The following is a 25,128-nucleotide window of genomic DNA, read 5'->3' as shown; positions in this document are numbered from 1 at the left end:
CCCGGAATCCATGAAAAAGCCCGTTTATATGGACTACGCGGCCACCACGCCCGTTGATCCAGCCGTTGCCGATGAAATGATGAAATACCTGACGCAGGAAGGTGTGTTCGGGAATCCTGCGTCCCGCTCCCACGCTTACGGTTGGCAGGCGGAAGCTGCCGTCGAGGCCGCGCGCAAGCAGGTGGCCAGCCTGATTCATGCCGACCCCCGTGAAATTGTATGGACCTCTGGCGCTACCGAGTCCGATAACCTCGCGATCAAGGGCGCGGTTGCAGGACGGCAGAATGCCCATGTTGTAACGTCCAGGATTGAGCACAAGGCGGTCGTGGATACCTGCAAGTGGCTGGAACGTCACGGTACCGAGGTTACCTGGCTCGACCCTGCGGCCGACGGCAGTATCAGTGTGGGGCAGGTTGTGAATGCCCTGAAAGACAATACCGTGCTGGTAAGCCTGATGCTGGTGAATAACGAGCTCGGAACCATTACGGATATTGCCGCTATCGGTAACGAATTGCGGAGCAGGGGCATTCTGTTCCACGTTGATGCTGCCCAGGCCGCCGGCAAGATGGAGGTTGACGTTTCCGCCATGCCGGTAGACCTGCTCGCGCTTTCCGGTCACAAGGTGTATGGGCCGAAAGGGGTCGGCGCTCTCTACGTGAGGCGCTCTCCGGACGTTCGCATTGAAGCGCAGATCCATGGCGGCGGGCACGAGAGAGGGATGCGGTCCGGAACGCTGCCAACCCACCAGATTGTCGGAATGGGAAAGGCCTTCGCCCTGGCTCAGTCCGGGCTTGAGGAAGAGGCCGGGAAGCTGGAGGCTCTTCGTGAGTCTTTTCTTGCCGGTCTTCAACCCCTTGGCGGCGTCAGCCTCAATGGCAGCGAAACCAGGCGTGTTCCGGGGATCGTGAATCTTTCCTTTGACGGTGTGGATGCCGAGTCCCTGATGCTGGGCCTCCGGGATCTGGCTGTTTCCTCCGGCTCGGCCTGTGCTTCTGCTACGGTAGAGCCCTCGTATGTCCTTCGCGGCATTGGACTGAGCGACGAGCAGGCCCATCGGGCACTGCGTTTCTCCCTCGGCCGTTATACCACCGATGAAGAAGTGGCCTTTGCCAGTTCGCAAATAGTTGATGTTGTTAGCCGCCTCCGTGCAGTGCGGTAGGAAGTTTGCCCCGGACTGCGTATAATCGCAGGCCAGAATTTTGACCATCCACAAACTGGAGAAAGACCATGGCAACTGAGCGCACGCTCTCTATTATCAAGCCCGATGCGGTAGCAAAAAACGTGATCGGCGAAATCTACAGCCGCTTCGAGAAAGCTGGCCTGAACATTGTTGCTGCCAAAATGATGCACCTGACCCAGGAGCAGGCAGAAGGCTTCTATGCAGAGCATAAAGAGCGTCCGTTCTTTAACGATCTGGTTGCTTTCATGACCTCTGGTCCGGTTGTTGTTCAGGTTCTGGAAGGCGAAGGCGCCATCCTGAAGAACCGCGACCTGATGGGTGCAACCAACCCGAAAGAAGCCGATGCCGGTACCATTCGGGCTGATTTCGCATCCTCCATCGACGCGAACGCCGTTCACGGCTCTGATTCCGCGGCTTCTGCCGAGCGCGAAATCGCTTATTTCTTCAATGACAACGAGATCTGCCCGCGCGGCTGATGGCGTTGATCGGAGGCGATCGTTGGTCGCCTCCGAATTGGTTATCTGATCGAGGTTATGAAATGACAGCGGCCGCTGAAAAAACCAATCTTCTGGGGATGCCGAAAGCAAAGCTTGAGGCTTTCTTTGAGTCCCTGGGGGAGAAGCGTTTTCGTGCCACTCAGGTTTTGCAGTGGATTCATCAGCGTGGCGCTGATGACTTCGATCAAATGACCAATATGAGTAAGGCCCTGCGGGAAAAACTCAAGCAGGTGGCCGAGATTCGTGGTCCTGAGGTGGTTTACGACGAAACGTCCAAAGACGGCACCCGCAAATGGGTGATGCGCATGGACAACGGCAACAGTGTTGAAACCGTTTTGATTCCGGATGGCGAACGGGGCACGCTCTGCGTTTCCTCCCAGATTGGCTGCAGTCTGGATTGCACCTTTTGCTCTACTGGAAAGCGCGGGTTCAATCGCAACCTCACCGCGGCGGAAGTCATCGGCCAGGTGTGGGTTGCGCGGAAAGCCTTTATGCCGTTCGAGCCGGGTCCGGATCGGCCAATCACCAATGTGGTGATGATGGGCATGGGGGAACCTCTGCTCAATTTCGAGAATGTCGTCGACGCCATGAACCTCATGATGGAGGATCTGGCCTACGGCATATCCAAACGTCGGGTTACTCTCAGCACGTCCGGCGTGGTTCCGGCCCTGGACCGGTTGGCGGAAGTTACCGATGTTTCACTGGCCATTTCCCTGCATGCCCCGAATGATGAACTGCGTAACAAGCTGGTTCCATTAAATAAAAAGTATCCGATCGCGGAACTGTTGGCGGCAACCAAGCGGTACTTTGCCCGGTTGCCGGACAAACGGAAGGCGACGATCGAGTACACGGTCATTGAAGGGATGAACGATCAGCCGGAGCACGCCCGTGAGCTTGCGGTGCTGTTGCGGGATTTGCCATGCAAGATCAACCTCATTCCCTTTAACCCGTTCCCGGAGAGTGATTTCCGGAGGCCGAGCATGAACGCGACGCGTCGCTTCCAGGCTGTTCTGAACGAGGCAGGTTACATCACCACCATAAGGACCACCCGGGGTGATGATATTGACGCCGCCTGCGGGCAGCTGGTGGGGCGGGTCGAGGACAGAACCCGGCGGAGCCAGAGATACATTCAGGTTCAGCAGGTTAATCCCTGAACCTGGGACGTCATGTAGCCGAATCGAGGAAGGGGACATCCGTGATATCAATTCCAGCAAACCGACGCTTTTTGATGTTGGCCGTTATGCTGCTGACCTTGCTGGTTACAGGTTGTGTTACCACCACTGACAGTCGGTTTTCCCGGGAAGCGGATCGCCAGAAGGCCCTTGATAATTATGTGAAGCTTGCCACCGCCTACATCGGCCAGGGCAATCTTGAGAGAGCCCGTCACCATCTCGACAGGGCGCTCAAGCTGGATTCGGACGCGCCGTCTGCGCGGGCTGCCATGGGGCTGGTCTACAACGCGGAAGGTGAGCCGGAGCTGGCCGAAAAAAACTTCAAGCGCGCCATTTCCGAAGACCCGGGTTTCACCCGCGCGAGGGTCTACTACGGTGCCTTCCTCTTTGGTGAAGGGCGGATGGAAGATGCTCGGGATCAGTTCCGGGCCGCCTCCCGGGATACCGGTTACCAGGACCGTGGCTCGGTGTTCTTTAACCTCGGCATGACCCAGGAACGACTTGGTGAGCTGGAGGCTGCAGTAACGTCCTATCGCCGGGCGGTGGAACTTACACGGGGGGACGCACGACCCTTGCTTTCCCTGTCCCGGGTTTCCGTTGAGACCGGCAACTACGATGATGCTGCCAGATATTACTCGCGCCTGATCTCCATGATGCAGAGAAACCCGCGGCTGGGCCATTCCCCGGAGAGCCTATTCACCGGGATACGAATTGCCCGCCATTACAGCGATAATGATCAGGAAGCGAGCCTTGCGCTTCAGCTCAAGAACAAATTTCCGGAGTCAGTCGAATACCAACAATATAGGGTGCTGATTTCTAATGGCAACTGAAGAAACTTCACAGCCGGCAATGAAGGAGCCCGTTGGGCAGCAGCTTCAGAGGGCGAGAGAAAAGGCCGGATTGAGTGCCGGTGATGTCGCAGCGGCGCAGCATCTGCGCCCTTCCGTGATTCAGGCGATAGAGTCAGGAGATTACAGCCAGATTGACAGTGAACTCTTTTTGAAAGGGTATGTCAGGGCTTATGCAAAGCAGGTTGGGCTGGACGCGGACGCGGTTATTGCCGACCTGGACCAGGAACTGGAACCGATTCGACAGCAGCGGGAACAGGAGCATGAAGCCAATCCGCTGGTTGATATAGAACGGCGCAGGCGCCAGAAGCGTCAATTTGCCAAGATCCTGTTTTTTCTGGTGGTTCTGGGGGTTGCCGGGTATCTGGCGTTTACCTTTCTGGTTCCCGAGCAGGACTCCGGTGTAGCGTCTTCCGAGGCGGTCACAGAGCCTGAAAGCGAGCCGGCGCAAAGTGACCCGGACCAGCCGGGGGATGAATCCGATTTGGCGCTCCCCGAGGCCGAGTCTGTGCAAGAGCTGGCCGCCGATGACGACGAGCCCGGGTCTGCAACCGTGGAATCGGAGTCCCTGGCAACAGAACAGCCGGAGCCGGTGTCAGAGGTCGAAACCGGGATAGCCGCAACCCAGTCTCCCGTGGAGACAGCGCCTGAGGACGCCCCGGCAGATGCCTCCGAGCCGGCAGAGCAGATTCCAGCGGTTGTCCAGACGCCCGAGCCGGTTCTGGAAAACCCGAACGGACTGTCGGATACCTCTGACACCGGACGGCTTCAGATCCGTTTCAGTGCTGACTGCTGGGTTCAGGTCAGTGATGCTGCGGGTAACCGATTGGTGAATTCGCTTCAACGGGACGGAGATCGGATTGATGTTTCCGGGCCCGCTCCACTGCGGGTTGTTATTGGTGCCGTTGATGCGGTTGAGTCCATCAGCTTCGAGGGTGAGCCGGTGGATATCGATGGCTTCCGGGTTGTCAACAATCGGTCAGAATTCACACTGACAATCTGAAATTTGATCAAATTTTCCATATCGGTCAGCAAGACATGAAACAGGATTCCCCGATTATCAGACGCAAGTCCCGCCAGATCATGGTGGGCAATGTACCTGTGGGCGGCGACGCACCGATTGCGGTGCAGAGCATGACCAACACCAATACCTGCGACGTCGAGGCGACGGTTGGCCAGATCAGGGCGCTGCAGGAGGCAGGTGCTGACATCGTGCGGGTTTCTGTGCCGTCCATGGACGCCGCCGAGGCGTTCGGGAAGATTCGCCAACAGGTGTCACTGCCACTGGTTGCGGACATCCACTTTGATTACAAGATCGCTCTACGGGTGGCAGAGCTGGGCGTGGACTGCCTGCGCATCAACCCCGGTAATATCGGCCGCGATGATCGTGTTAGCGCTGTCATCAGTGCGGCCCGGGACGGTAATATCCCGATCCGCATCGGGGTTAATGCGGGTTCCCTCGAGAAGTCTCTCCAGCGCAAGTATGGTGAGCCCACAGCGGATGCGCTGGTGGAATCCGCCATGCGCCACATCGATATTCTGGATCGTCATGATTTCCAGGATTTCAAGGTGAGCCTGAAAGCGTCGGAAGTGTTCATGACCGTGGATGCCTACCGCAAGATCGCCCGGCAGATTGAGCAGCCGCTTCACCTGGGTATCACCGAGGCCGGCGGTTTCCGTTCTGGTACGGTCAAATCTTCCATTGGCCTTGGCATGCTGCTGATGGACGGCATCGGTGACACGATACGCGTGTCTCTTGCTGCGGATCCGGTGCAGGAAATAAAGGTAGGCTTCGATATTCTGAAGAGTCTCCGTCTGAGAAGCCGCGGCATCAACTTCATCGCCTGCCCAAGCTGTTCCCGACAGAACTTTGATGTGATCCAGACCATGAACGATCTGGAAGCACGGCTTGAGGATGTAAACGAATCCCTGGATGTGGCCATAATCGGTTGCATCGTTAACGGCCCGGGCGAAGCCAAGGTTGCAGATCTGGGGCTCACTGGCGGCAGCCCGAGGAACCTTTTCTACATGGCGGGCAAGCCTAACCAGAAGCTGGACAACGCCACGCTGACCGACGATCTGGAGCGTCTGATTCGTGAGGAAGTTGCCCGTCGCAAGGAGCAGGAAGAGTCGATCATTGCCCGTTCGGACAACTGATCCGTTTCCGTACTCAGGCACAACCATCCAGACACAGTTAAGGGTTTAAATTGGCAAAGATTCAGGCAATTCGCGGGATGAACGATATCCTGCCGGAGCAGACGCCCGTTTGGCAGTTTGTGGAATCCACGGTGCGCAAAGTACTGGCCCAGTATGGCTATCAGGAAATCCGCATGCCGATTGTTGAGCAGACCGATCTGTTCAAGCGTTCCATCGGTGAAGTGACCGATATTGTCGAAAAGGAAATGTATACCTTTGAAGACCGGAACGGCGACAGCCTGACGCTGCGTCCGGAGGGCACAGCCGGCTGTGTTCGGGCGGCAGAGGAACACGGTCTGCTGTTCAACCAGACCCGGCGGCTCTGGTACACCGGCCCCATGTTCCGGCATGAGCGCCCACAAAAAGGTCGCTACCGTCAGTTCCACCAGATTGGCGTGGAATGTTTCGGTATGAACGGTCCGGACATCGATGCCGAGCTTCTGATCCTGACCGCAAGGCTTTGGAAGGAACTGGGCCTCGCAGAGCATACCCGGCTCGAAATCAATTCCATCGGCACATCCGAATCCCGGCGGGTTTACCGTTCTGCCCTGGTGGATTACCTGAGCCAGTTCAAGTCGGAACTGGATGCTGACAGCCAGCGCCGGCTGGAGTCCAACCCTCTGAGAATTCTGGACAGCAAGGACCCCTCCACAAGGAAAGTCCTGGAAAGCGCGCCCAGCCTCGACGATTATCTGGATGACGAATCCCGTGAGCATTTCGAGCGGCTGAAGCGGCTGTTGGTCGCTGCTGGTGTGAACTATTCTGTCAATCCGGCGCTGGTTCGGGGCCTGGATTATTACGGCAAAACCGTTTTCGAATGGATTACCGACAGTCTGGGCGCCCAGGGCACAGTGTGTGCCGGTGGCCGTTATGATGGTCTGGTGGAGCAGCTTGGCGGCAAGCCGACTTTCGCGGTTGGCTTTGCAATGGGCCTCGAGCGCCTTATCCTGCTGCTTGAAACGCTGGAACTGGTTCCGGAGCACGTGAACAGTAACGCGGATATCTACGTGACCGCGATGGGCGAAGGGGCGTTGGCGCCGGCACTGGTGTTGGCAGAAAAGCTGCGTGCAGCGCTGCCGGATCGGGTGATTGTTTCCCATTGTGGCGGCGGCAGTTTCAAGAGCCAGATGAAAAAGGCCGATCGGAGTGGCGCCAGGTATGCGGTGATTCTCGGCGAGAACGAGATTGCCAACGGCACCGCCGGTCTGAAGCCCTTGCGCGCTGATGAGCCCCAGACAGAAGTGGCCCAGGACGAGCTTGCAAAGAGTCTGGCAAACGCACTGGCCAACTGAATCTGATCAAATTTACTGATACAAAAGCAAAAATTCGACTACAGGAGTCCACATGGCAGAGTTGCGCACCGAAGAAGAACAGATCCAGGCGATCAAGGACTGGTGGAAGAAGAACGGCAGTTCTCTGCTTATCGGTATTGGTGCGGCCCTGGCCATTGTGTTCGGCTGGCAGGCCTGGCAGAACCATCAGGCCCAGCAGCGCACCGAGGCTGCCAACCAGTTTGCCAACCTTCTCAACGCGTTCGGTGATCAGTCTGATGAAACCAGCGGCGAAACGGTGGCCTTTGTGGCCGAGACGCTCAGGGAAGATTACACAGACAGCGCCTACGCGGTTTATGCCAACCTGATCCTCGCACGTCAGCAGCTGATGCAGCAGGGCGATGCCGAAGCGGCAGTCGATTCCCTGAAGTGGGCGCTGGAGAAAACCGGTGAACACCAGGCGCTCGCGCTCGTGGTACGCAATCGGCTGGCTCGTGCCCAGTTCTCTGCGGGCCAATACGAGGACGCGTTGGCGACTATCGATGGTGCAGGCAGCGCGGATGCGTTCGACGCGATCTTCACTGAACTCCGTGGTGACATATTACTCGCCCAGGGCGACCGGGACGGCGCCCGTGAGGCCTACCTTGCTGCCCGGGAGCAGAGCCAGCAGGGTCGTAGTGGTATCCTGGAACTGAAACTGGCAGACCTTGGTGTCGGGGAGGATGCCTGATGCCGGTTATCCGCGACAGGATTTTCAACCGCGGACTGTTTCTGGGGCTCGCGCTTCTGGCCGGGCTCTCTGGTTGCAGCACAACGGATACCTTCGAGCAACCTGTTCCGGTTCCTGACATTGAGGCATCAGCCGAATTCAAGAGGGTCTGGAGCATGTCCGTAGGCGACGGTCATGACGGAGATTTTCTCTACCTGTCCCCACTGAATACTGGCGAGCTGATCTACGCCGCATCTGCGGATGGCGAGCTTTACGCCGTGGAATCGGAATCCGGGAAGGTTGTCTGGGAGTCTGAATTCGATGAGCGCATTTTCTCCGGCCTCGGTGGCGACGGACAGAATCTGTACCTGACGACCGAGAATGCCGAGCTTGTGGCCCTGTCCCGTGAGGATGGCTCCGAACTGTGGCGGCAATCCCTGCCTACGGAGGTGCTGTCGTCGCCCCAATCCAATGGTTCCCTCGTGGTCGCCCAGACAACGGACGGCAAGGTGCTCGGATTCAGTGCCCGGGATGGTGAAAAGCTGTGGCAGTACGACGGTACCGTCCCGGTTCTGTCTGTGAGAGCCGCAGCAGCACCCCTGGTTGGTGGTGACGTGGTGATTGCTTCCTTTGCCAGTGGCAAGTTGATGGCGCTGGCTGCAGATACAGGTCAGCCCATGTGGCAGTACGACGTTGGGCAGGCTCAGGGCCGCACGGAGCTCGAGAGGCTGGTCGATGTTACCGGCCAGCCACTGGTGATCGAGACGGCCGTTATGGTTGTCGGTTACCAGGGCAAGCTCGCCCTGGTTGATATTCGCACAGGTCAGGAGATCTGGAGCCGGAAGGCCTCCAGCCTCTATTCGCCCATGATTGGTGGGGGGCAGATCTATCTTGCCTCCGCCAATGGCGACATTGTTGCGCTGAGAGGCTCCGACCGTCGGGAAGTCTGGAGCCAGGACCGCCTGGCGTGGCGCCAACTGACCCAGCCGATGGTGTATGAGGACTATCTGGTGGTCGGCGACTTTGAAGGCTACCTGCACGCGATAGATCGCGAGGATGGAAGCCTGGTTGGCCAGCTGGAATTCGACGATGAGGGTATCCGCGTACCCGCACAACGCCTCGCCAATGGTAACCTGCTGGTTTTTGGCAACAGCGGAAAGATGGCCGTATTCCAGGTTAAGCCGCAGGATTGATCCCCTATTATGACCCCAGTAATTGCCCTTGTCGGACGCCCTAACGTCGGCAAATCGACATTATTTAACCAGATGACCCGTTCCAGGGATGCCCTGGTTGCGGACTTTCCGGGTCTGACCCGTGACCGCAAATACGGTGAGGGCAGCTACGAGGGCCAGCGCTTCATCGTGATTGACACCGGTGGTCTTACCGGAGACGAGCAGGGTCTTGACCTTGAGATGGCCCGGCAGTCCATGCAAGCGATTGAGGAAGCCGACATCGTGCTGTTCCTGGTGGACGGCCGCGCCGGGCTGACCGCTGGCGATGAACTTATCGCGGACAGTCTTCGTCGGTCTGGCAAACAGGCCCACCTGGTGGTTAACAAGACCGATGGCCAGGACCCGGATATCGCGGCATCGGATTTTTACAGCCTTGGCTTCGAATCTACCTTTTTGATAGCGGCCTCCCACAACCGCGGAATCCGGTCAATGCTGGAAATTCTGCTGCCCTCCGAGGAGGATCGGGAAGAAGAGGATCGTGCGGACCGCTATCCTGGCATTCGCATCGGTGTGGTGGGGCGGCCGAACGTAGGCAAGTCAACGCTGGTAAACCGCATGCTCGGCGAGGAGCGCGTAGTGGTATACGACATGCCGGGTACCACCCGGGATAGCGTTTATATCCCGTACGAGCGCCAGGGCAGTCAATACACGCTGATTGATACCGCCGGTGTGCGTCGGCGCAAGAACGTCAGTGAGGTGGTCGAAAAGTTCTCTATCATCAAGACGCTGCAGGCGATTGATGACGCCCATGTCGTGATTCTGGTGATTGATGCCCGCGAAGGTCTGGTAGACCAGGATCTTCACCTGATCGGATTTGTCCTGGATGCCGGCCGGTCATTGGTCATCGCCGTCAACAAGTGGGACGGTATGGACCCTGAAGACCGTGCCCGGGTGAAAGAGCAGGTTCAGCGCCGTCTCGACTTCCTGGATTACGCCGACAAGCACTACATCTCCGCACTTCACGGTTCCGGTGTGGGTGTGATGTATGAATCCGTGCAGGCGTGCTACGAGTCCGCTATGGCCAAGTGGCCCACGAATCGCCTGACCGCCATTCTGCAGGATGCCATTGCCCAGCATCAGCCTCCCATGGTGCATGGCCGCCGGATCAAGCTGCGTTATGCCCACCAGGGTGGCTCCAATCCGCCGGTGATCGTGGTCCACGGTAATCAGGTGGATTCACTGCCGGGCGCGTACAAGCGTTACCTGGAAAACACCTTCCGAAAAGTCCTGAAAGTAACAGGGTCGCCGATCCGTTTTGAATTCAAATCAGGTGAGAATCCTTTCGCTGGCAAAGTAGATCGTCTGACGCCGCGCCAGAAGGTAAAGAAGGACAACGACGCCAAACAGGGGCGCCGCCCCAAGAAGCAGCGCCAGAAGAGCCTCAAGCGCTGATTCAAATGCCGGGGCTGGCTTCAGCCCGCCCCGGTGCTTTCAACCTGTTTCGCCTGTACTGCGGTGAGGGCAACGGTAAAGACAATATCCTCTACCAATGCACCCCGGGACAGATCGTTGACCGGCTTGCGCAAGCCCTGGAGCATCGGGCCGATACTGACCACATTGGCACTTCGCTGAACCGCCTTGTAGGTGGTGTTGCCGGTATTCAGATCCGGGAATACGAAGACCGTCGCCTTTCCGGCAACCTTGCTGTCCGGGGCCTTACTCCTGGCGACACTCTCAATAGCCGCAGCATCGTATTGCAGCGGTCCGTCTATCAGAAGATCTGGCCTGCGTTCACGGGCAATCCTGGTAGCTTCTCTCACCTTGTCGACATCCTGACCACTGCCTGACTCGCCGGTGCTGTAACTGATCATGGCAACCAGCGGCTCGATCCCGAAGGCTTCGGCCGATTCGGCGCTCTGAATAGCGATGTCTGCCAGTTCCTCGGCATTGGGGTCAGGATTAATGGCGCAGTCCCCGTAGACCACCACCTGTTGGGGAAGCAGCATGAAGAACACGGAAGACACAACCCTGGCATGATCATGGGTCTTGATCAGCTGAAGGGCAGGGCGAACTGTGTTAGCGGTGGTGTGAATGGCGCCCGACACCAGACCATCGGCTTCATCCAGAGCAACCATCATGGTACCCAGGACAACGTTGTCCTCCAGCATCGCTTCGGCCATTTCCGGGGTCAGACCCTTGTGTTTGCGCAGTTCCACCATCGGGTCGATATAGCGCTGGCGCACCTCTGCAGGATCGATGATTTCGATATCCTCGGGCAGCTCCAGATCCTGGGAATCCGCAACCCGCCGAATCTCAGACGCATTGCCAATCAGGGCGCATCGTGCCAGCTTGCGTTGATGACAGATGATGGCTGCCTGCACGGTTCGCGGTTCGCTGCCTTCAGGCAAAACGATGCGTTTGTTCGCTGCCCGGGCGCGTTCAGACAGCTGGTACCGGAATGCCGGAGGAGAAAGCCTGTCCTGCCGCGCAACCTTGAGGTGCTGCTGCAACCAGTCTGTGTCTATACGGGTGGCAACGGCTTCCATTGCCTTTTCGATCCGGTTGGGATCGTCGAGGGGGATGGCCGACGACAGATTGGCCAGCATGTGCGCCGTCTCGTAGGTATTGGCATCGGACCCGAGCACCGGCAGGCCGGTCTCCAGTGCCCTGTGGCACAGGTCGATCACGCGCTGGTCGGGCATCAGGCCACCGGTGAGCATCAGGCCCGCCAGTGGTACGCCATTAAGAGCGGCAACCGCCGTAGTGACCACAATGTCTTCACGGTCGCCCGGAGTCACCATCAGGGTGCCCGGTCTCAGGGTCTCGGTCATGTTGCGAATGCTTCGGGCGCACACCGATACCTTCTGAACCCGTCGGGAATGCATCTGGCCCTCGTTGAGAACCGGCAGCCCCAGCTCCCTGGCGATATCGGAAACTCTGGGCGCGAGCAGCTCGGGCTGCCAGGGAATCTCGGCGATCAGGCGAAACCGGCCTTCGCGGAACACGTTGCATTGGCTTTGATAATCAATGTTGGCCGGGGCCGGGTGGTTGCTGTTGGAGCGCGGTTCAAGCCTGGCCTGCTCAGGTTCCCCGACCTTATTCAGGATAACGCCAATGACATCCGGATCGCCCGGGCTGGCAAACAGGCGGGATGAGAAATCAAGCTCCTCATCCAGTTGCCGGGCGTCCAGATTTTTGGGTGTGCTCACGAGGATGACCTCAGAACCGAGGTTGCGGGCGACCTCTACGTTCAGTCTGGCAATATAGGCTTCGCTGCGGTCTGGCACCAGGCCCTCTATGATCACCACATCCACCTCTCTGGCAACCTTCTGGTATTCGCCAACCACCGTCTCGAGAAGGTAATCGGCTTTGCCCCTGTTGAGGAGTTGCTGGGCTTCTTTGAGCGGAATCGGGTCCGGCGGGTTCAGGTGGCTGCTGGCTCGCACGAAAGCCACGGACGAGTCCTGACCGGCATTGTGCATGGATTCGGCGCGATGGACGGACTGGCAGAAAGGTTTGTAGAAACCGACACTCACGCCCACTCTTTCGAGGGCGCGCAGCAGGCCGAGGCAAACGGAAGTAAGCCCTGAGTCCATGGATGTGGGTGCAAAAAAGAGACTCTTTGCCATGTTGGTATTCCTGATGTTGCGAATGGGTCAGGCCGGGTCTATTGGGCCGGCAAGCCGTGATGCCTCCCTGGCGATGACCAGTTCCTCATTGGTGGGAATTACCAGCACCGGGAACCTGGAGTCGGTGCTCTCGATCCGGCCGTCACTGAATTCGCCATGGTGTTTGTTGAGGTCTGTACTGAGCTCAAATCCCATGAGGTGGAGGTGGTTGATGGTTTCCTGTCTGATACGGGCGCTGTTTTCTCCAATACCCCCGGTGAAAACGAGCGCGTCCAGGTGATTCAGGGATGCCATCATGGCACCGACGTACCGGGCCAGACGGAAACAGAAAACATCAATGGCAGTTCGGGATGGTTCGTGGCCATGGTCTGCAAGTTCGCATAAGGAGCGCATGTCATTGGTCTGCCCAGACAAGCCAAACAGGCCGCTTTCCTGGTTCAGGACCCGATGGACTTCTTCGGCCGGGATACCTTTGCTGCGGAGGAAATCGAACAGGCCCGGATCGACGTCGCCACTGCGGGTTCCCATCACCAGACCTTCCAGTGGTGTCAGGCCCATGCTGGTATCCACACTGATTCCGTCCCGGATAGCGGTAATACTGCAACCATTGCCCAGATGGGCCGAGATGACGGAGGTGGTTGCCGGTGTTTTACCCAGCAAGCGGGCGGCTTCGGCGGCCATAAAGGCATGACTGGTGCCGTGGAATCCGTAACGGCGAATCCCCCAATCGCGATACCACGCTGCCGGTAACGCATAGAGGAATGCCCGTTTGGGCAGGGTCTGGTGAAAGGCGGTATCGAAAACTGCCGCTTGTGGGACCTCCGGAAACTGAGCCAGCGTGGCGCGAATCCCGGACAGGTTGACCGGATTGTGCAGGGGCGCCAGGCCAGCGCAGCTATCAATGGCACGGATGACGTCGTCATCAATAAGCACCGCTTCCCGGAAGGTCTCGCCACCATGAACAACCCGGTGCCCGATGGCTTTTGGGGACGATGCCATCAATCCCTGGTCCCTGAAGGCACTGACCAGTGCTTCCAACGCCTGATCGTGGCCGGCACCGGGTTTCAGGTCGATTGCTTCGTTGCGGTTCTCAACCCTGGCAAACGCATCATTCTGGCCAAGACGTTCAGCCAGAGCCGACGCCAGTTTTCGATACTGGCCGTCAAATAGTGCAAGTTTCAGGGATGAGCTGCCGCAGTTGACGACAAGTAGGGTATCTTCCATGGAAAAGGGGTTCCGACGGTTTGCAATCTATACACGATGATTGTTGGCCAGCCAGGCCTCGAAATCCGGCGCCGGCAGGGGGCGACTGTAGAAATAGCCCTGGGAAAAATCGCAGCCTTCCTTTTTCAGGAAATGGGTCTGGGCTTCCTCTTCCACCCCTTCGGCGATCACTCGCAGGCCCAGGCTATGGGCCATGTTGATGATGGCCCTGACAAGGGACGCATCCTCGGGCTCCTTCATAACATCCTGGACAAAGGATTTGTCGATTTTCAGGGTATCAAACGGGTAGCTCTTCAGATAGCTCAGCGCTGAGTAGCCGGTACCAAAATCGTCGACGGACAACCGTATCCCGGCCTTATCGAGTTGGCGCAGGATCTCGGCGGTTTCAATGGAGTTGTCCAGAATCAGGCGTTCGGTAATCTCAAGCTCCAGCTGCTCGGGTGCCAGGCCGCTGGCCGAGAGGGCGTGCATCACGGCGTCGGTAAAGCCGGGATCCCGGAACTGGCGAGGCGAAACATTCACGGAAATGCCAATATCTTTTCCAATGGCCTGTTTCCAGCCTACAGCGGCCCGACAGGCCTCCTCGAGAACCCATTCGCCGATGGGCGTGATCAGGCCGGTTTCCTCCGCCAGGGGAATGAAGCGATCGGGCATAACCATGCCCATGGCCGGATTGTTCCAGCGCAGCAGGGCTTCGACCGAGCAAAGCGTACCCGAGTCGGTGTTGACGATGGGCTGGAAATAGAGCTCGAATTCGTTCAGCTCCAGCGCCCGGCGCATGCTGGATTCCATCTTCAGGCGCTCGTGAGAGACCTCAGTCATTTCCGGTGCAAAATGCGCAAAGGAACTCTTGCCCTTGTGCTTGGCCTGGTACATGGCCGCGTCGGCGTGCTGCAGCAGTGTGCCACTGTTGTCAGAATCGGTCGGGAAAATCGAGATCCCGATACTGGTGGTTACGAACACTTCCTGGCCATTCAGTATGTAGGGTGGCGCAAAGGTCTTGAGGATGCGTTCAGCGACCTGTGAAGAAGCTTCCGGGCCGGTCAGGCCGGGCAGGATCACCAGAAATTCATCACCCCCCAGGCGGGCTACGGTGCTGGTACCCCGAAGACAGCTGGAAATCCGGCGAGCCGCTTCAATCAGCAGGTTGTCGCCGGCGTCGTGGCCGAGAGTGTCGTTGATGTGCTTGAAGTTGTCGAGGTCCAGGAACATCACGCCGACAAGCGTGCTTTCGCGACGCGCCTGGGCAAGTGCCAGTTTCAGTCGGTCCAGGGCCAGCATCCGGTTGGGCAGCCCGGTCAGGATATCGTAGTTGGCCTGGCGCAACAGCTGCTGCTCGTAACGTTTTCGGATGCTGATATCCTCACCGAGAATAAGGTATCCGGTGGTGCCGCCGGATTCATCCTTGATGGGTGTCACTATCAGTTGTTCCCAGAATCGCTCTCCGTTCCGGCGCACGCTGTTCACTTCACCCTGCCATACCCCGACACGCTGAACCTGCAGGCGAATGGATTGCCACAGGTGACGGCTCTCTCGATTTTCAATATCGTTCGCCCCGAGAGAGCCGGGGTGTTTGCCAATAATAGAGGCAGCTTCGTAACCGGTCAGTTGGGTGAATTTCTGGTTGGCAAATTCGATGCGCCATTGCCGGTCGCAGATCAGAACCGATGACGGGCTTTGTTCGATGGCCTTGGAGAACTTCCGGATTTCCGCCGCGTCTTTCTGTTGCCGTTCCATATCTGCATTCAGTCGCTCGCGCATCTGGTTGATGGCGTCGGTGACCCGGCCGAGTTCATCGTTGCGGTTCGATGGCGTATTGGGACGATCAAGGGTGAGGGGGCTGGAGTTTGTTTTGAGCGAGAAATCGCGGGCATAGTTCGCCATGGTGGTCAGATGGCGTGCCACGAAATGCTGGAAGATCCAGATGATCAGTATCGACACAAAGAACGTCTTTAAAAACTGGGTCAGCAGGATGACCCCCACCTTCCTTTTCAGCTCATCGTAAACCCGGTCCAGGTCTGCGGTAACGGTCAACTCCCCCAGCTTGAACATTTCATCGCCCTGGTGAACCAGGTTAAAGCTGTGGGAGGTGGTTGTTGCCTCCCTGGGAATATCGCCCATAACGAGCTCGGAATCCGGTTCTATACGTAGCCGCAGGTGGACCACATCGGGCAGGCTGAGAATGCCCTCCATCTGGGTTTGCAGCAGTTTCTGATCAAGCGCCCACAGACTTCGGGCCAGGCTGGATGCATAGCCCGCTTCAACGACCTGCATGCGATTATCAATCTGCGAGAGATCTTTACGATAGTCGGAATAGATCTGGATGGCGGACGCCACAAGGGTGAAGGCAGAGCTGAACAGAAGGATCCAGGCCAGCAGCCTGAAAGACAGGGGAGAGCCTGTGCGAAAACGTTGCAGACGCGTCGACAGTTTTGGCATGTCTTGAACTTCAGCCACCCAGACCGGTTAGGAGATCGGACACTTCCATTGTTCCCGACTATAGCAGCAGTTTCTTTCAAATGCCTTGCAAATGCAGGAAAAACCGAAGGAAATGTGTTGTGGTTCAGTATTTATGCCTACTTCAGCCGCAACTATTCCGTTGACCTGGATCAATACCGAGCAGGCGTGCCGGGCGTAACCTGAGTTTAATCAAGTTAATTGCCGGAAGGAGAAACAAAATGTATATGGACGCCGTTGTAATCGCGGGTATTGCCACTGTACTGCTGATGGTTGGCTTTTTCGTGGGTGTTGGCATCTTCGTGATGAAAGATCAGAAGGAGCACGGACACCAGGGCACAAAGGAGGGGAAACACGGTCAGAAGCCGGTCTGATGCGATTGGGAAACTGAGGTTTCCCTATAACATCAAGGGAAAAAATTGGCGTCCCCTAGGGGGTTCGAACCCCTGTTGCCGCCGTGAAAGGGCGGAGTCCTAGGCCACTAGACGAAGGGGACGCAACGTTTTCAACACCTTGCCTCGTCGAGGTGGCGCGTATATTAAGTAAGGCTCGGGGGAGTGTCAACGCCTTTTTTGAAAAAAGTCAGGGGCGCTGACTGATACACTCCTTCAGCTCGGTTGCCAGTTGATCAAGCATGGCTTCGGGGCTGGTTTGCTCGTTCATCGCGAAGATTGCTTCAGCTGCGTCCCTGTGAACCGGGCGCACCTGATCGATAACCTCCTGTTCTTCTGCCCCGATAGCGGCGGCCAGAATAATTTCATACCGGACCTTGTTTTCGCCTGCACAATAGTGGAAGTGCGCTTCTCGAGTGCCCTCAGCGGGTAGCCCCCGTTGATCAAAGACCTTTTTCGCGCAACGGGCGTACTCAGAATGAACGGCGGAGTATGCCTCCGCTATTCCTCGTTGTTGTGCCATTCCAACGAGTGTTTCCACTCTTTGCTTCGCTTTGGAACTGATTCCCGGAAGGCTTTGCTTCAGCGCCTCGGCATTGAGGCCCCGGCTGGCCAGTTGCAGGACGGTCAGGTACTCACTGGTGATTACGCTGCAGGACTCATAGCTTTGCGATGCGCTTTCACTGGTCCACGCAGCTGACGACGCCAGAAGCAGGGCGCCAGCCAGGCACGAGCGGAGCGGTTTCACCTGGCTGATCCCGGAGCAACGGATTGCGACAGTGCCTGGTCGAGATCAGGAAGCCGGAACCGGAACCCTTGCTTCGTCAGTTTCTCGGGAACCGCTTTTTGCCCGGTAAGCAGCAGGCGGGCCATCTCACCCAGAGCCACTTTAAGCACGGGTGCCGGCACTGGAAAGAGCGTGGGGCGGTGCAGAACCTTTCCCAGGCTTCGGGTGAATTCTGCGTTGGTGGCCGGGTTGGGGCTAACCACATTGAACGGGCCGGACGCATCGGCGGTTTCCATCATCCAGATCAGGGCGCCGACAACATCGTCTCTGTGGACCCAGGGCATGTACTGAGTGCCGCTGCCAATGCGTCCACCGAGGCCCAGCTTGAAGGGCAGTATCATCCGCTCAAGGAAGCCGCCGCCGGAACCCGCGACTACCCCGGTTCGGGAGAAGCATACTCTGACACCATCATCGGTGAGGGGCTTCGCCGCGTTTTCCCAGTCCCGGCAAAGGCGGTGGGTGAACTCGTCCTGGGGGCTGGTGTCTTCGGTTACCATCGCGGCACCCTGATCGCCATAAAAACCCACGGCCGAACCAGATACGACAACTTCCGGAGGCTGCTCCCAACTGCGGATTACCTCCACAAGCGTTTCGGTGACGCCTATCCGGCTGTCACGGAGTTCCTGCTTTCTGGACTCGGACCAACGTTTATCCGCGATGCCTTCTCCGGCCAGATTGATCACCGCATCAAAACCCGGGTGGGCGCGAAGTTGCTTGAGATCGCGAACGGCCTCGACCCGGCCGCAACTGGATTTGACGCTTTCTGCAGGTTGTCGGCTAAAGACCGCAAGCTCGTGGCCCCGTGCCAGAAGTTCACGGCAGAGGACATGGCCGATAAATCCGGTACCGCCGGTAATAAGAATCCTTTTTGGCATAGTAGTTACTCCTGTAGCCTGGTGGCACCCGAACCGGTTGCAAGCGAATCCGGCTCAGGCCGGCGTCTGTTCCAGTTGAAGCATAACAACATCCCGAATGGCTTGCCCCAGAAGAGGATTTTCTCCGATGGGTGGCGCAAGCTGGATGCTGGTGTCATAGGTTTTTTCGAGTTCTTCGATCATTGCCGGCACATCCTTGCGAAGATGGCGCCCGGCTGCGAGAAAAAGGGGGACGATGGTAAAGTGGGAGGCGCCTTCGGCCACGCCCTCTTTGATAACCGTATCCATGGAGGGTTCAGCGAGTTCCATGTAGGCGACGCGCGCGTTCTCGACAGACTGGAGGGTTGGCTCAGCGAGTTGTTCGAAGGTTTCACACCAGCGCTTGTCACTGCTTCCATGTGCCAACAGAATAATTCGGGGGCTGTTCATTGCCTCTCCTGAAATGGTCAATTTGATGGGGCCTGTCGTAAGTCGGGTGTGCCAGCCACGTATTGAGCCTGACAGTCTATAAAGTAACAGGGTGACGCTGAATGTTCGATTGGAAAGAGATTCTGGATTTCTGGTTTGGCGAACTTGATGAACATGGCCTTCCGGATAGTGATCATCGGAACAAATGGTTCCGGTCGGATCGCAGGTTCGATCAGGAGATCCGCCGGCGGTTTTTGTCCATGGTTCTGTTCGCCTCGGAGCAGGGGCTGGACCACTGGCGGCGCGAGGCCGGGGGCATTCTGGCCGAGATCATCCTCCTGGATCAGTTCTCCAGGAATATCTTTCGCGGCGCGGCCATGGCGTTTGATCAGGACCGCCAGGCCAGGAAGCTCTGTCGGCAAGCGATGCAGAAGGGGCAGGACATGATGCTTGCGCCGGTTCACAGGGCCTTTCTTTACATGCCACTGCAGCATTCCGAGCTCAAGGACGATCAGGACACGTCTGTGGAATGTTACGAGCAGCTGGCCCGGTCTACCGAGGGCATTCTTGCGGATTTCATGGCCAGTTTCCTTCAGTCCGCTCGGGATCATCGGGCCATCATTCAGGAATTCGGTCGTTTCCCTCATCGAAACAGGGCGTTGGGCAGAACATCGACGCCGGAAGAGCAAGCGTACCTTGAAGGTGGGCCCCGCTTTGGTCAGTAACCGGTGCCCACCGGGACTGAGCTTGAATGAAAATCTTGCCCGAAGATGCAATGGAATGAATGACCGAATGATTGGCTTGAGAAAAACCTGAAAAAAAGTGGTTGACGGTTCCGTCGGGATCCGTAGAATACGCCTCCGTTGTCGGTTACAGCCGATCAGCATTGCGGGAATAGCTCAGTTGGTAGAGCACAACCTTGCCAAGGTTGGGGTCGCGAGTTCGAATCTCGTTTCCCGCTCCAGATTCAGAAAACCCGGTCCTGAAAAGGACCGGGTTTTTTCGTTTACGGGCACCACAAACTCGGCGCCATGGCGTGTGGTCAGGTATACTCAGCAGCCTGTTTTGAATCCTGATTCTCTGGGGGAGGCTGCCTGCCATGAAGGTCCATTCGCTGTTCGTATACCCCGTAAAATCACTGTCCGGTATAGAAGTGGCCCACTTTGACACCGATGATTTCGGGCCGGTAGGAGACAGGCGCTGGATGATCGTCGATGACGAACGCCGGTTTGTCACCCAGAGGGAGCATCCGGAGCTGGCGAGGGTAGGCACCCGACTGGAGGCTGGTCAGGTCACACTCGGCATTCCTGGTGAGGGTGAGTTTACCCTGACGGCATCTGATGACGAGGTTCGGGTCCTGGTCTGGCGAGACTGGGTAAAGGCGAGGATCGGCTTGCAGGAGGCGAACGACGCCCTCAGCCGGTTCTGCGGCAAGCCCGTTCGACTTGTCTATATGCCAGACAGCTCGTTTCGCCGTGTTGATGCTGGTCGGGTGGATGAGTACCGGAGGGTAGGTTTCGCCGACGGTTTTCCCTTTCTGGTAACCAATACCGCCTCGCTGGCAGAGCTTAACAGTCGACTCGATGAGCCTGCGGAGATGCGCCGGTTTCGTCCCAATATCGTGATTGAGGGGGCCGCCCCCTGGGACGAGGATCATTGGCTGGGGTTGACCATTGGTGACAATCGCCTGAGCATCGTCAAGCCCTGTTCTCGCTGTGTCATGACGACCGTGGATCCCGCAACCGGGGTAAAGGACGCAGCTCTGCAGCCTCTCAGGACCCTGTCCGGGTACCGCAGAACCCGGGAAGGCGTCATCTTCGGCCAGAATGCCATTCATGAATCACCCGGAAGTATCCGGGTGGGTGATCCCGTCACTGTCAACAAATCGGAGTAACACCAAACGTGCCACTGTTAACCCTGGACTCAGTTTCCCTGGCTTATGGAATGCACCCGCTTCTGGACCAGGCCTCGCTGGTTATCGACGCCGGCGAGCGCGTGTGTTTGCTGGGCCGGAACGGCGAGGGCAAGTCGACTCTGCTCAAGATTGTCAGCGGGGAAGTGGTACCAGATGGGGGCGTGGTGCGCCTGGATGACGGTGCTGTACTGGCAGTGCTGCCCCAGAATTTGCCGTCTGAAGATACCCGCACCGCGTACGAGGTTGTTGCCGGTGCGTTTCCGGAAACCGGTAAATTATTGGCGGACTTTCATCAGCTTTCCCAGCAGGCCGATGAGGCCAGCCTGGACCGGTTGATGAAGGTTCAGGAACGCCTGGAGGCCCTGGACGGTTGGCGCCTCGACCAAAAGGTTACCACCATCCTTGGCCAGTACGGCATTGATCCGGACCAGACTCTGAATACCCTGTCTGGAGGATGGCAGCGTCGGGTTCTGCTTGCGAAGGCGCTGGTGGCCGATCCGGATATCCTGTTGCTGGACGAGCCGACCAACCATCTGGATGTTCCCGCCATCGCCTGGCTGGAAGAAGCACTGGGTCAGTTCCGTGGTGCCATGCTGTTTGTCAGCCACGATCGCGCGTTTATCCGCCGAATGGCGACCCGGATCGTCGAGCTTGACCGGGGCAAACTGGTGAGCTTTGCCGCTACCTACGATCGTTACCTGGACCTGAAAGAGAAAGCGCTGGAAGAGGAAGAGCGCCAAAACGCGTTGTTTGATAAAAGACTGAAGCAGGAAGAGGCCTGGATTCGTCAGGGTATCAAGGCCCGCAGGACCCGCAATATGGGCCGGGTTCGAGCCCTGAAAGCCATGCGCGAGGAGCACCGGCAGCGGCGAGTTCGGGGTGGGACAGCAAGCTTTGCGGTTGAGGACGCGGCACGTTCGGGCAAACTGGTGGTTGAGACCCGGGATGCCGGCTTCGCCTACCCGGATGGTACCCCGGTTATCCGGGATATGAATCTTACCATCCTCCGGGGCGACAAAATCGGGCTCGTTGGTGAGAACGGCACGGGCAAAACCACACTGGTTCGTCTTTTGCTCGGAGATCTGGAACCAACCGAGGGTTCTGTTCGTCTGGGTACCAATCTGCAGGTGGCCTATTTCGATCAACTGCGTGGTGAACTGGATCTGACCCGGAACGCACTGGACAACCTGTCCGAGGGCCGGGAGTTCATCGACATCAATGGTCAGAGCAAGCATGTGCTTGGCTATTTGCAGGAATTTCTGTTTACCCCGGAGCGGGCGAGATCCCCGGTCAGTGTCTTCTCTGGCGGTGAGCGAGCAAGGCTGCTGCTGGCAAAGCTGTTCAGCAAGCCAGCCAATATCCTGGTGCTCGACGAGCCAACCAATGACCTGGATGTGGAAACGCTGGAGTTGTTGGAAGAACAATTGGCGGAATTTGCCGGTACCGTGATCGTGATCAGTCACGACCGTGAGTTTCTTGATAATGTGATCACCGAAACGGTTTTCCTGGACGGATCGGGCAAAGTGCGTGAGTTTGTCGGGGGCTACACCGATTGGCGCCGTCAGGGCGGCTGTTTTCCGTCGGAAGCAACGGGCAATCGGCCGGACAAGCAGGACAAAACCACGAAATCCTCCAGGGAAACGGGCAGGGGAGGTGAACAGAAAGCCGTAGAGAACGTAAAAACAGGGGCGCAGGCTGGAAACAGCAAGCCCGTCAAACTGAGTTACAAGCTCAAGCTCGAGCTGGAACAGTTGCCGGGGCAGATTGAAGCGCTTGAGCAGGAAGTCGCCAGCCTGCAGGAGAAAATTTCCCAGGCTGATTTTTATTCAGGCCCACCGGATGAAGTCTCGGCCACTCTGGAGGCGTTGACGGAAAAGGAAAACCGTCTGGAGAAGGTGATCGAGCGGTGGATGGAGCTGGAAGAACAGGCAAATCAATGAATGTAAATTACGATTTCAGATTTCAGGACGGCCGCACCGTCGAGTTCAAGGTTACCGACAAACCGTCCAGGCCGTCAGGTCCCTTGCCCTCATGGACCAGACTTGAGCATTGCCAGTGTAGCAACTGCCCACTGAAGGCCCAGGAGTCCCCCCATTGCCCTGCGGCAACCGAAATACTGCCGGTGGTTGACGCGTTTCGGGATGAAGATGCCTACCAGAAGGTTGAGGTGAAAGTAACGGACGAGCGTCGCAGCTATGTGAAACAGACTGCACTGGAGGAGGCGCTCCGGTCACTGCTTGGCCTTAAAATGGCCACCAGTGGATGTCCGGTATTGTCAGAGCTCAAGCCGATGGCCGTTCATCATCTGCCCTTTGCCAATACCGATGAATTCATTATGCGCAGTGTTTCCCACTATCTCTTGCAACAATACTTCGCAAAGCGGAATCATCAGACTCCAGACTGGGACCTGAAGGGGCTTGTGGAAAGGAACCAGAGGTTGCAGCTGGTCAATCAAGCCCTCTGGCAGCGTATTCACTCGGTCTGTAAGGGTGACAGTAATCTGAAGGCGTTACTGAACTTTTTCTCGATGGCATCGAGCGTCAGCTTTTCCCTCGAAAGCCAACTGCGCAAACTTGAGGCAAAAATGGGCGGGGAGGGGGGCTGACGGGCCCTTTCTTTCACAGAAAGCCCGGGTCAGGACCCGGGCTTGTTGTTCCACATTCAGTGAATACGGACCGCGAGCACATCGCATTCAGTGCCATGCAAGACGCCGTTTGCGGTTGAGCCCAGCAAAAGCTGGAAGCCCTTGCGTCCGTGACTGCCGACAATGACCAGATCCACGTCCTGCTCCTTGGCAAGCCTGTGGATTTCCGACTCCGGTCGCCCCACCGTAACCACTTGATTGTTCCTGGCCACGCCGTATTGATCGCCGTAGGCGCCCAGTTGCTCGCGGGCCGCTTTGTCGAGCTGGTCCTGAAGCTCGGTCAGGTCCATCGGAATATCGCCGCCATAGGCGTAGCCAACCGGCTCAACCACATGAACCAGCATCAGCTCTGAACCGTGAGCCTCGCTCAGGGCTTTGGCCTTATCCAGTACCTGTGGGGCCTCCTCGGTAAGGTCAATGGCAACAAGCATCTTCTTGTAGGCAGACATCGTATCGCTCCTTCGCACACGGGGTAATGTTCTGAGGATAGTACCTTAAATCCGGTCGGGAAAGTGTAGCGCCAAACTGACGGGTATCAATAAAGGAGAGAGAAAAACGCTTTTCCGGCAGGCAATTAGGCCTGCCGGAAAAGCCGGGGAGGAGGATCAGGCGTTACCCTGGAGAAGCTCGATGGTGGTGGCCAGGCCCCTCAGGATACCCTTGGAGTACCGATCAATCACAAAGCCGACGTTGTTCTCGTTGTAGTTAATGTAGGATCCGCGAATGAACTGCCACTTGGAGGAAATATCGTCCAGCGCAGCTTTCAGCTCCGGCGTTCCCTCACCCTGCATGACCGAGGCAAGAAGTTCGTCCAGTTCCCGGGCCTGCTCATCCAGAGATTTCTCCGTGGATGAGCCCTGGAAGGTCTGGGCCACGGAAGAGTTGGTCCTCACCGAGTACTTGGCCATCATCTGGGCCATTTTCACGGCAGCTGAACGAGCCGCTTCCAGCCTTTGGTCTGTCTCGGTCTGGGAGCTTTCCTGGGCTGCCCGGTACAGCTCGGTGGCTTTTTCGTTCATGGTCAGCGCCTGGTTGGCCATATCCGAGACCAGGCGCAGGTCGGGATAGCCCTGATTGCGCACATCATTGATATTGTCACGCATCAGGCTCTTGAACTTGTCAAACTCCTGGTTGAGCACTTCGATTTCATCGGCAGACAGCACCCCGGCATCGCTGCCAGCGACAGAGTTCATGGAATCGTTCGCCGAGTTGATGCCTTGAACGATCTCGTTCAGGGTGTCGGTGTCGCCTGTTCCACTGAAGCGATAGTAGGCATCAAGAGCCATGTAGTTGCTGACCCGGAAATTGTGCAGGTCGGAGAGAAATCCGTCGGCGCTTTCCTGGGCGCGGGCACCCATGGACGTCAGTGCAAGAAGAATAAGCGCGGCTACGAGGGAACGTATCCGCAGGTTAGCGTCTTTCATCGGATGGGTCTCCGTAATGCGGTTTTATTATTGTGGACCAAAGTCGTAGATCGAAGGTAAAGTAACTGGGTCGGCCAATCAAGCAGTTTTGGCGACGTTCGTGCCGGTAAATGTAAATAACTATGAAATTTGCGTGACGAAGTTCCGGTTTTTCCTGAGCAGTGGCTTCCAGCCCGCTGAAACATAACAATTCCGCTCCAATTTTCTTCGGTTGCCCCCGTCTTCTTGGGGACTTTTGCAACCCTTCCGAAAGAAACAAATTGACAAATGCGCCGTTTTTTTTCATCGTGTGCCCTCACGATTCAAACGACTGTATGAATTTTTGGAT

Annotated in this window: 23 protein-coding genes and 2 tRNA genes; 16 read left to right on the top strand and 9 right to left on the bottom strand. The window is 57.3% G+C overall.

Annotated features, from left to right (window positions below; all coding sequences use genetic code 11):
- Positions 1 to 10: 10 nt before the first annotated feature.
- From ACESMK_RS04980 to der, 10 genes are all read left to right on the top strand, one after another.
- The gene (locus ACESMK_RS04980; RefSeq protein ID WP_372995865.1) at positions 11 to 1,159 is read left to right on the top strand and encodes an IscS subfamily cysteine desulfurase; all 1,149 of its coding nucleotides are present in this window, start codon (positions 11 to 13) and stop codon (positions 1,157 to 1,159) included.
- A gap of 68 nt (positions 1,160 to 1,227) precedes the next feature.
- Positions 1,228 to 1,656 carry a nucleoside-diphosphate kinase gene (gene ndk, locus ACESMK_RS04975; protein ID WP_069184985.1) on the top strand — a complete coding sequence of 143 codons (429 nt, stop codon included), beginning with the start codon at positions 1,228 to 1,230 and terminating at the stop codon, positions 1,654 to 1,656.
- 62 nt (positions 1,657 to 1,718) lie between these two features.
- Positions 1,719 to 2,831 (top strand): 23S rRNA (adenine(2503)-C(2))-methyltransferase RlmN, encoded by a 1,113-nt coding sequence (gene rlmN / locus ACESMK_RS04970; RefSeq protein WP_372995863.1) that lies wholly within the window; start codon positions 1,719 to 1,721, stop codon positions 2,829 to 2,831.
- Between the two features lie 74 nt (positions 2,832 to 2,905).
- Positions 2,906 to 3,679, top strand: coding sequence for a type IV pilus biogenesis/stability protein PilW (gene pilW, locus ACESMK_RS04965; RefSeq protein ID WP_372996062.1), 774 nt, complete (start codon positions 2,906 to 2,908; stop codon positions 3,677 to 3,679).
- Positions 3,669 to 4,700 carry a RodZ domain-containing protein gene (locus ACESMK_RS04960; RefSeq protein ID WP_372995861.1) on the top strand — a complete coding sequence of 344 codons (1,032 nt, stop codon included), beginning with the start codon at positions 3,669 to 3,671 and terminating at the stop codon, positions 4,698 to 4,700. Before pilW ends, ACESMK_RS04960 begins: the two co-directional genes overlap by 11 nt.
- Before the next feature lie 35 nt (positions 4,701 to 4,735).
- Complete coding sequence (gene ispG / locus ACESMK_RS04955) at positions 4,736 to 5,854, top strand: flavodoxin-dependent (E)-4-hydroxy-3-methylbut-2-enyl-diphosphate synthase (RefSeq protein ID WP_372995859.1); 1,119 nt, start codon at positions 4,736 to 4,738, stop codon at positions 5,852 to 5,854.
- A 50-nt stretch (positions 5,855 to 5,904) separates the two neighbouring features.
- Positions 5,905 to 7,185: a histidine--tRNA ligase gene (hisS, locus tag ACESMK_RS04950; RefSeq protein WP_372995857.1), complete on the top strand. Its 1,281-nt coding sequence runs from the start codon at positions 5,905 to 5,907 to the stop codon at positions 7,183 to 7,185.
- 52 nt (positions 7,186 to 7,237) lie between these two features.
- Positions 7,238 to 7,894, top strand: a complete 657-nt coding sequence (locus tag ACESMK_RS04945) for a YfgM family protein (protein WP_372995856.1) — start codon at positions 7,238 to 7,240, stop codon at positions 7,892 to 7,894.
- Entirely contained in the window at positions 7,894 to 9,066 is a 1,173-nt protein-coding gene (gene bamB / locus ACESMK_RS04940) for an outer membrane protein assembly factor BamB (RefSeq protein ID WP_372995854.1), read from the top strand. Before ACESMK_RS04945 ends, bamB begins: the two co-directional genes overlap by 1 nt.
- Before the next feature lie 9 nt (positions 9,067 to 9,075).
- Positions 9,076 to 10,497 carry a ribosome biogenesis GTPase Der gene (der, locus tag ACESMK_RS04935; RefSeq protein ID WP_372995852.1) on the top strand — a complete coding sequence of 474 codons (1,422 nt, stop codon included), beginning with the start codon at positions 9,076 to 9,078 and terminating at the stop codon, positions 10,495 to 10,497.
- Between the two features lie 20 nt (positions 10,498 to 10,517).
- Here the strand turns inward: der and pta are convergent, their stop codons facing one another.
- Genes pta through ACESMK_RS04920 form a run of 3 tightly spaced genes read right to left on the bottom strand, consistent with a single transcriptional unit; the run spans position 10,518 to position 16,337 of the window.
- Positions 10,518 to 12,674, bottom strand: coding sequence for a phosphate acetyltransferase (gene pta, locus ACESMK_RS04930; RefSeq protein WP_372995850.1), 2,157 nt, complete (start codon positions 12,672 to 12,674; stop codon positions 10,518 to 10,520).
- Between the two features lie 27 nt (positions 12,675 to 12,701).
- Complete coding sequence (locus tag ACESMK_RS04925; protein ID WP_372995848.1) at positions 12,702 to 13,898, bottom strand: acetate/propionate family kinase; 1,197 nt, start codon at positions 13,896 to 13,898, stop codon at positions 12,702 to 12,704.
- 27 nt (positions 13,899 to 13,925) lie between these two features.
- Complete coding sequence (locus ACESMK_RS04920; protein ID WP_372995846.1) at positions 13,926 to 16,337, bottom strand: EAL domain-containing protein; 2,412 nt, start codon at positions 16,335 to 16,337, stop codon at positions 13,926 to 13,928.
- A 245-nt stretch (positions 16,338 to 16,582) separates the two neighbouring features.
- Here ACESMK_RS04920 and ccoM point away from each other — a divergent pair, with 245 nt between their 5' ends.
- Positions 16,583 to 16,729, top strand: coding sequence for a cytochrome c oxidase subunit CcoM (ccoM, locus tag ACESMK_RS04915; RefSeq protein WP_372995844.1), 147 nt, complete (start codon positions 16,583 to 16,585; stop codon positions 16,727 to 16,729).
- Between the two features lie 46 nt (positions 16,730 to 16,775).
- Here ccoM and ACESMK_RS04910 read toward each other — a convergent pair.
- The 4 genes from ACESMK_RS04910 to ACESMK_RS04895 all read right to left on the bottom strand — a co-directional run bounded on the left by ACESMK_RS04910 (position 16,776) and on the right by ACESMK_RS04895 (position 18,838).
- Positions 16,776 to 16,851, bottom strand: a tRNA-Glu gene (locus ACESMK_RS04910).
- An 86-nt stretch (positions 16,852 to 16,937) separates the two neighbouring features.
- Positions 16,938 to 17,495, bottom strand: a complete 558-nt coding sequence (locus ACESMK_RS04905; protein WP_372995842.1) for a hypothetical protein — start codon at positions 17,493 to 17,495, stop codon at positions 16,938 to 16,940.
- Positions 17,492 to 18,409, bottom strand: a complete 918-nt coding sequence (locus ACESMK_RS04900; protein WP_372995840.1) for a TIGR01777 family oxidoreductase — start codon at positions 18,407 to 18,409, stop codon at positions 17,492 to 17,494. Before ACESMK_RS04900 ends, ACESMK_RS04905 begins: the two co-directional genes overlap by 4 nt.
- 54 nt (positions 18,410 to 18,463) lie before the next feature.
- Positions 18,464 to 18,838, bottom strand: coding sequence for a sirohydrochlorin chelatase (locus tag ACESMK_RS04895; RefSeq protein ID WP_372995838.1), 375 nt, complete (start codon positions 18,836 to 18,838; stop codon positions 18,464 to 18,466).
- A gap of 101 nt (positions 18,839 to 18,939) precedes the next feature.
- Between ACESMK_RS04895 and ACESMK_RS04890 the strand changes: the two genes are divergently transcribed.
- From ACESMK_RS04890 to ACESMK_RS04870, 5 genes are all read left to right on the top strand, one after another.
- Positions 18,940 to 19,542, top strand: a complete 603-nt coding sequence (locus ACESMK_RS04890; RefSeq protein ID WP_372995836.1) for a DUF924 family protein — start codon at positions 18,940 to 18,942, stop codon at positions 19,540 to 19,542.
- A 163-nt stretch (positions 19,543 to 19,705) separates the two neighbouring features.
- Positions 19,706 to 19,781, top strand: a tRNA-Gly gene (locus ACESMK_RS04885).
- A 135-nt stretch (positions 19,782 to 19,916) separates the two neighbouring features.
- Positions 19,917 to 20,711, top strand: a complete 795-nt coding sequence (locus tag ACESMK_RS04880; RefSeq protein WP_372995834.1) for an MOSC domain-containing protein — start codon at positions 19,917 to 19,919, stop codon at positions 20,709 to 20,711.
- A gap of 8 nt (positions 20,712 to 20,719) precedes the next feature.
- Entirely contained in the window at positions 20,720 to 22,672 is a 1,953-nt protein-coding gene (locus ACESMK_RS04875) for an ATP-binding cassette domain-containing protein (protein WP_372995832.1), read from the top strand.
- Positions 22,669 to 23,337, top strand: a complete 669-nt coding sequence (locus ACESMK_RS04870; protein WP_372995830.1) for a DUF6901 family protein — start codon at positions 22,669 to 22,671, stop codon at positions 23,335 to 23,337. Before ACESMK_RS04875 ends, ACESMK_RS04870 begins: the two co-directional genes overlap by 4 nt.
- 56 nt (positions 23,338 to 23,393) lie before the next feature.
- On the opposite strand, the gene ACESMK_RS04865 is transcribed toward ACESMK_RS04870, so the two are convergent.
- Entirely contained in the window at positions 23,394 to 23,825 is a 432-nt protein-coding gene (locus ACESMK_RS04865) for a universal stress protein (RefSeq protein WP_372995828.1), read from the bottom strand.
- Positions 23,826 to 23,981: 156 nt separating this feature from the next.
- The gene (locus ACESMK_RS04860; protein WP_372995826.1) at positions 23,982 to 24,800 is read right to left on the bottom strand and encodes a hypothetical protein; all 819 of its coding nucleotides are present in this window, start codon (positions 24,798 to 24,800) and stop codon (positions 23,982 to 23,984) included.
- Positions 24,801 to 25,128 lie beyond the last annotated feature (328 nt).

The organism is Marinobacter sp. (genome assembly GCF_041687235.1).
Lineage (GTDB): Bacteria > Pseudomonadota > Gammaproteobacteria > Pseudomonadales > Oleiphilaceae > Marinobacter.
This window is presented reverse-complemented; position numbering and strand designations above follow the sequence as displayed.

What these genes read in the sequence shown, in the direction of transcription:
- ACESMK_RS04980 (WP_372995865.1), top strand. Translation starts at nt 11, where the DNA reads ATGAAAAAGCCCGTTTATATGGACTACGCGGCCACCACGCCCGTTGAT.
- ndk (WP_069184985.1), top strand. Translation starts at nt 1,228, where the DNA reads ATGGCAACTGAGCGCACGCTCTCTATTATCAAGCCCGATGCGGTAGCA.
- rlmN (WP_372995863.1), top strand. Translation starts at nt 1,719, where the DNA reads ATGACAGCGGCCGCTGAAAAAACCAATCTTCTGGGGATGCCGAAAGCA.
- pilW (WP_372996062.1), top strand. Translation starts at nt 2,906, where the DNA reads ATGTTGGCCGTTATGCTGCTGACCTTGCTGGTTACAGGTTGTGTTACC.
- ACESMK_RS04960 (WP_372995861.1), top strand. Translation starts at nt 3,669, where the DNA reads ATGGCAACTGAAGAAACTTCACAGCCGGCAATGAAGGAGCCCGTTGGG.
- ispG (WP_372995859.1), top strand. Translation starts at nt 4,736, where the DNA reads ATGAAACAGGATTCCCCGATTATCAGACGCAAGTCCCGCCAGATCATG.
- ACESMK_RS04945 (WP_372995856.1), top strand. Translation starts at nt 7,238, where the DNA reads ATGGCAGAGTTGCGCACCGAAGAAGAACAGATCCAGGCGATCAAGGAC.
- bamB (WP_372995854.1), top strand. Translation starts at nt 7,894, where the DNA reads ATGCCGGTTATCCGCGACAGGATTTTCAACCGCGGACTGTTTCTGGGG.
- der (WP_372995852.1), top strand. Translation starts at nt 9,076, where the DNA reads ATGACCCCAGTAATTGCCCTTGTCGGACGCCCTAACGTCGGCAAATCG.
- pta (WP_372995850.1), bottom strand. Translation starts at nt 12,674, where the DNA reads ATGGCAAAGAGTCTCTTTTTTGCACCCACATCCATGGACTCAGGGCTT.
- ACESMK_RS04925 (WP_372995848.1), bottom strand. Translation starts at nt 13,898, where the DNA reads ATGGAAGATACCCTACTTGTCGTCAACTGCGGCAGCTCATCCCTGAAA.
- ACESMK_RS04920 (WP_372995846.1), bottom strand. Translation starts at nt 16,337, where the DNA reads ATGCCAAAACTGTCGACGCGTCTGCAACGTTTTCGCACAGGCTCTCCC.
- ccoM (WP_372995844.1), top strand. Translation starts at nt 16,583, where the DNA reads ATGGACGCCGTTGTAATCGCGGGTATTGCCACTGTACTGCTGATGGTT.
- ACESMK_RS04900 (WP_372995840.1), bottom strand. Translation starts at nt 18,409, where the DNA reads ATGCCAAAAAGGATTCTTATTACCGGCGGTACCGGATTTATCGGCCAT.
- ACESMK_RS04895 (WP_372995838.1), bottom strand. Translation starts at nt 18,838, where the DNA reads ATGAACAGCCCCCGAATTATTCTGTTGGCACATGGAAGCAGTGACAAG.
- ACESMK_RS04890 (WP_372995836.1), top strand. Translation starts at nt 18,940, where the DNA reads ATGTTCGATTGGAAAGAGATTCTGGATTTCTGGTTTGGCGAACTTGAT.
- ACESMK_RS04880 (WP_372995834.1), top strand. Translation starts at nt 19,917, where the DNA reads ATGAAGGTCCATTCGCTGTTCGTATACCCCGTAAAATCACTGTCCGGT.
- ACESMK_RS04870 (WP_372995830.1), top strand. Translation starts at nt 22,669, where the DNA reads ATGAATGTAAATTACGATTTCAGATTTCAGGACGGCCGCACCGTCGAG.
- ACESMK_RS04865 (WP_372995828.1), bottom strand. Translation starts at nt 23,825, where the DNA reads ATGTCTGCCTACAAGAAGATGCTTGTTGCCATTGACCTTACCGAGGAG.
- ACESMK_RS04860 (WP_372995826.1), bottom strand. Translation starts at nt 24,800, where the DNA reads ATGAAAGACGCTAACCTGCGGATACGTTCCCTCGTAGCCGCGCTTATT.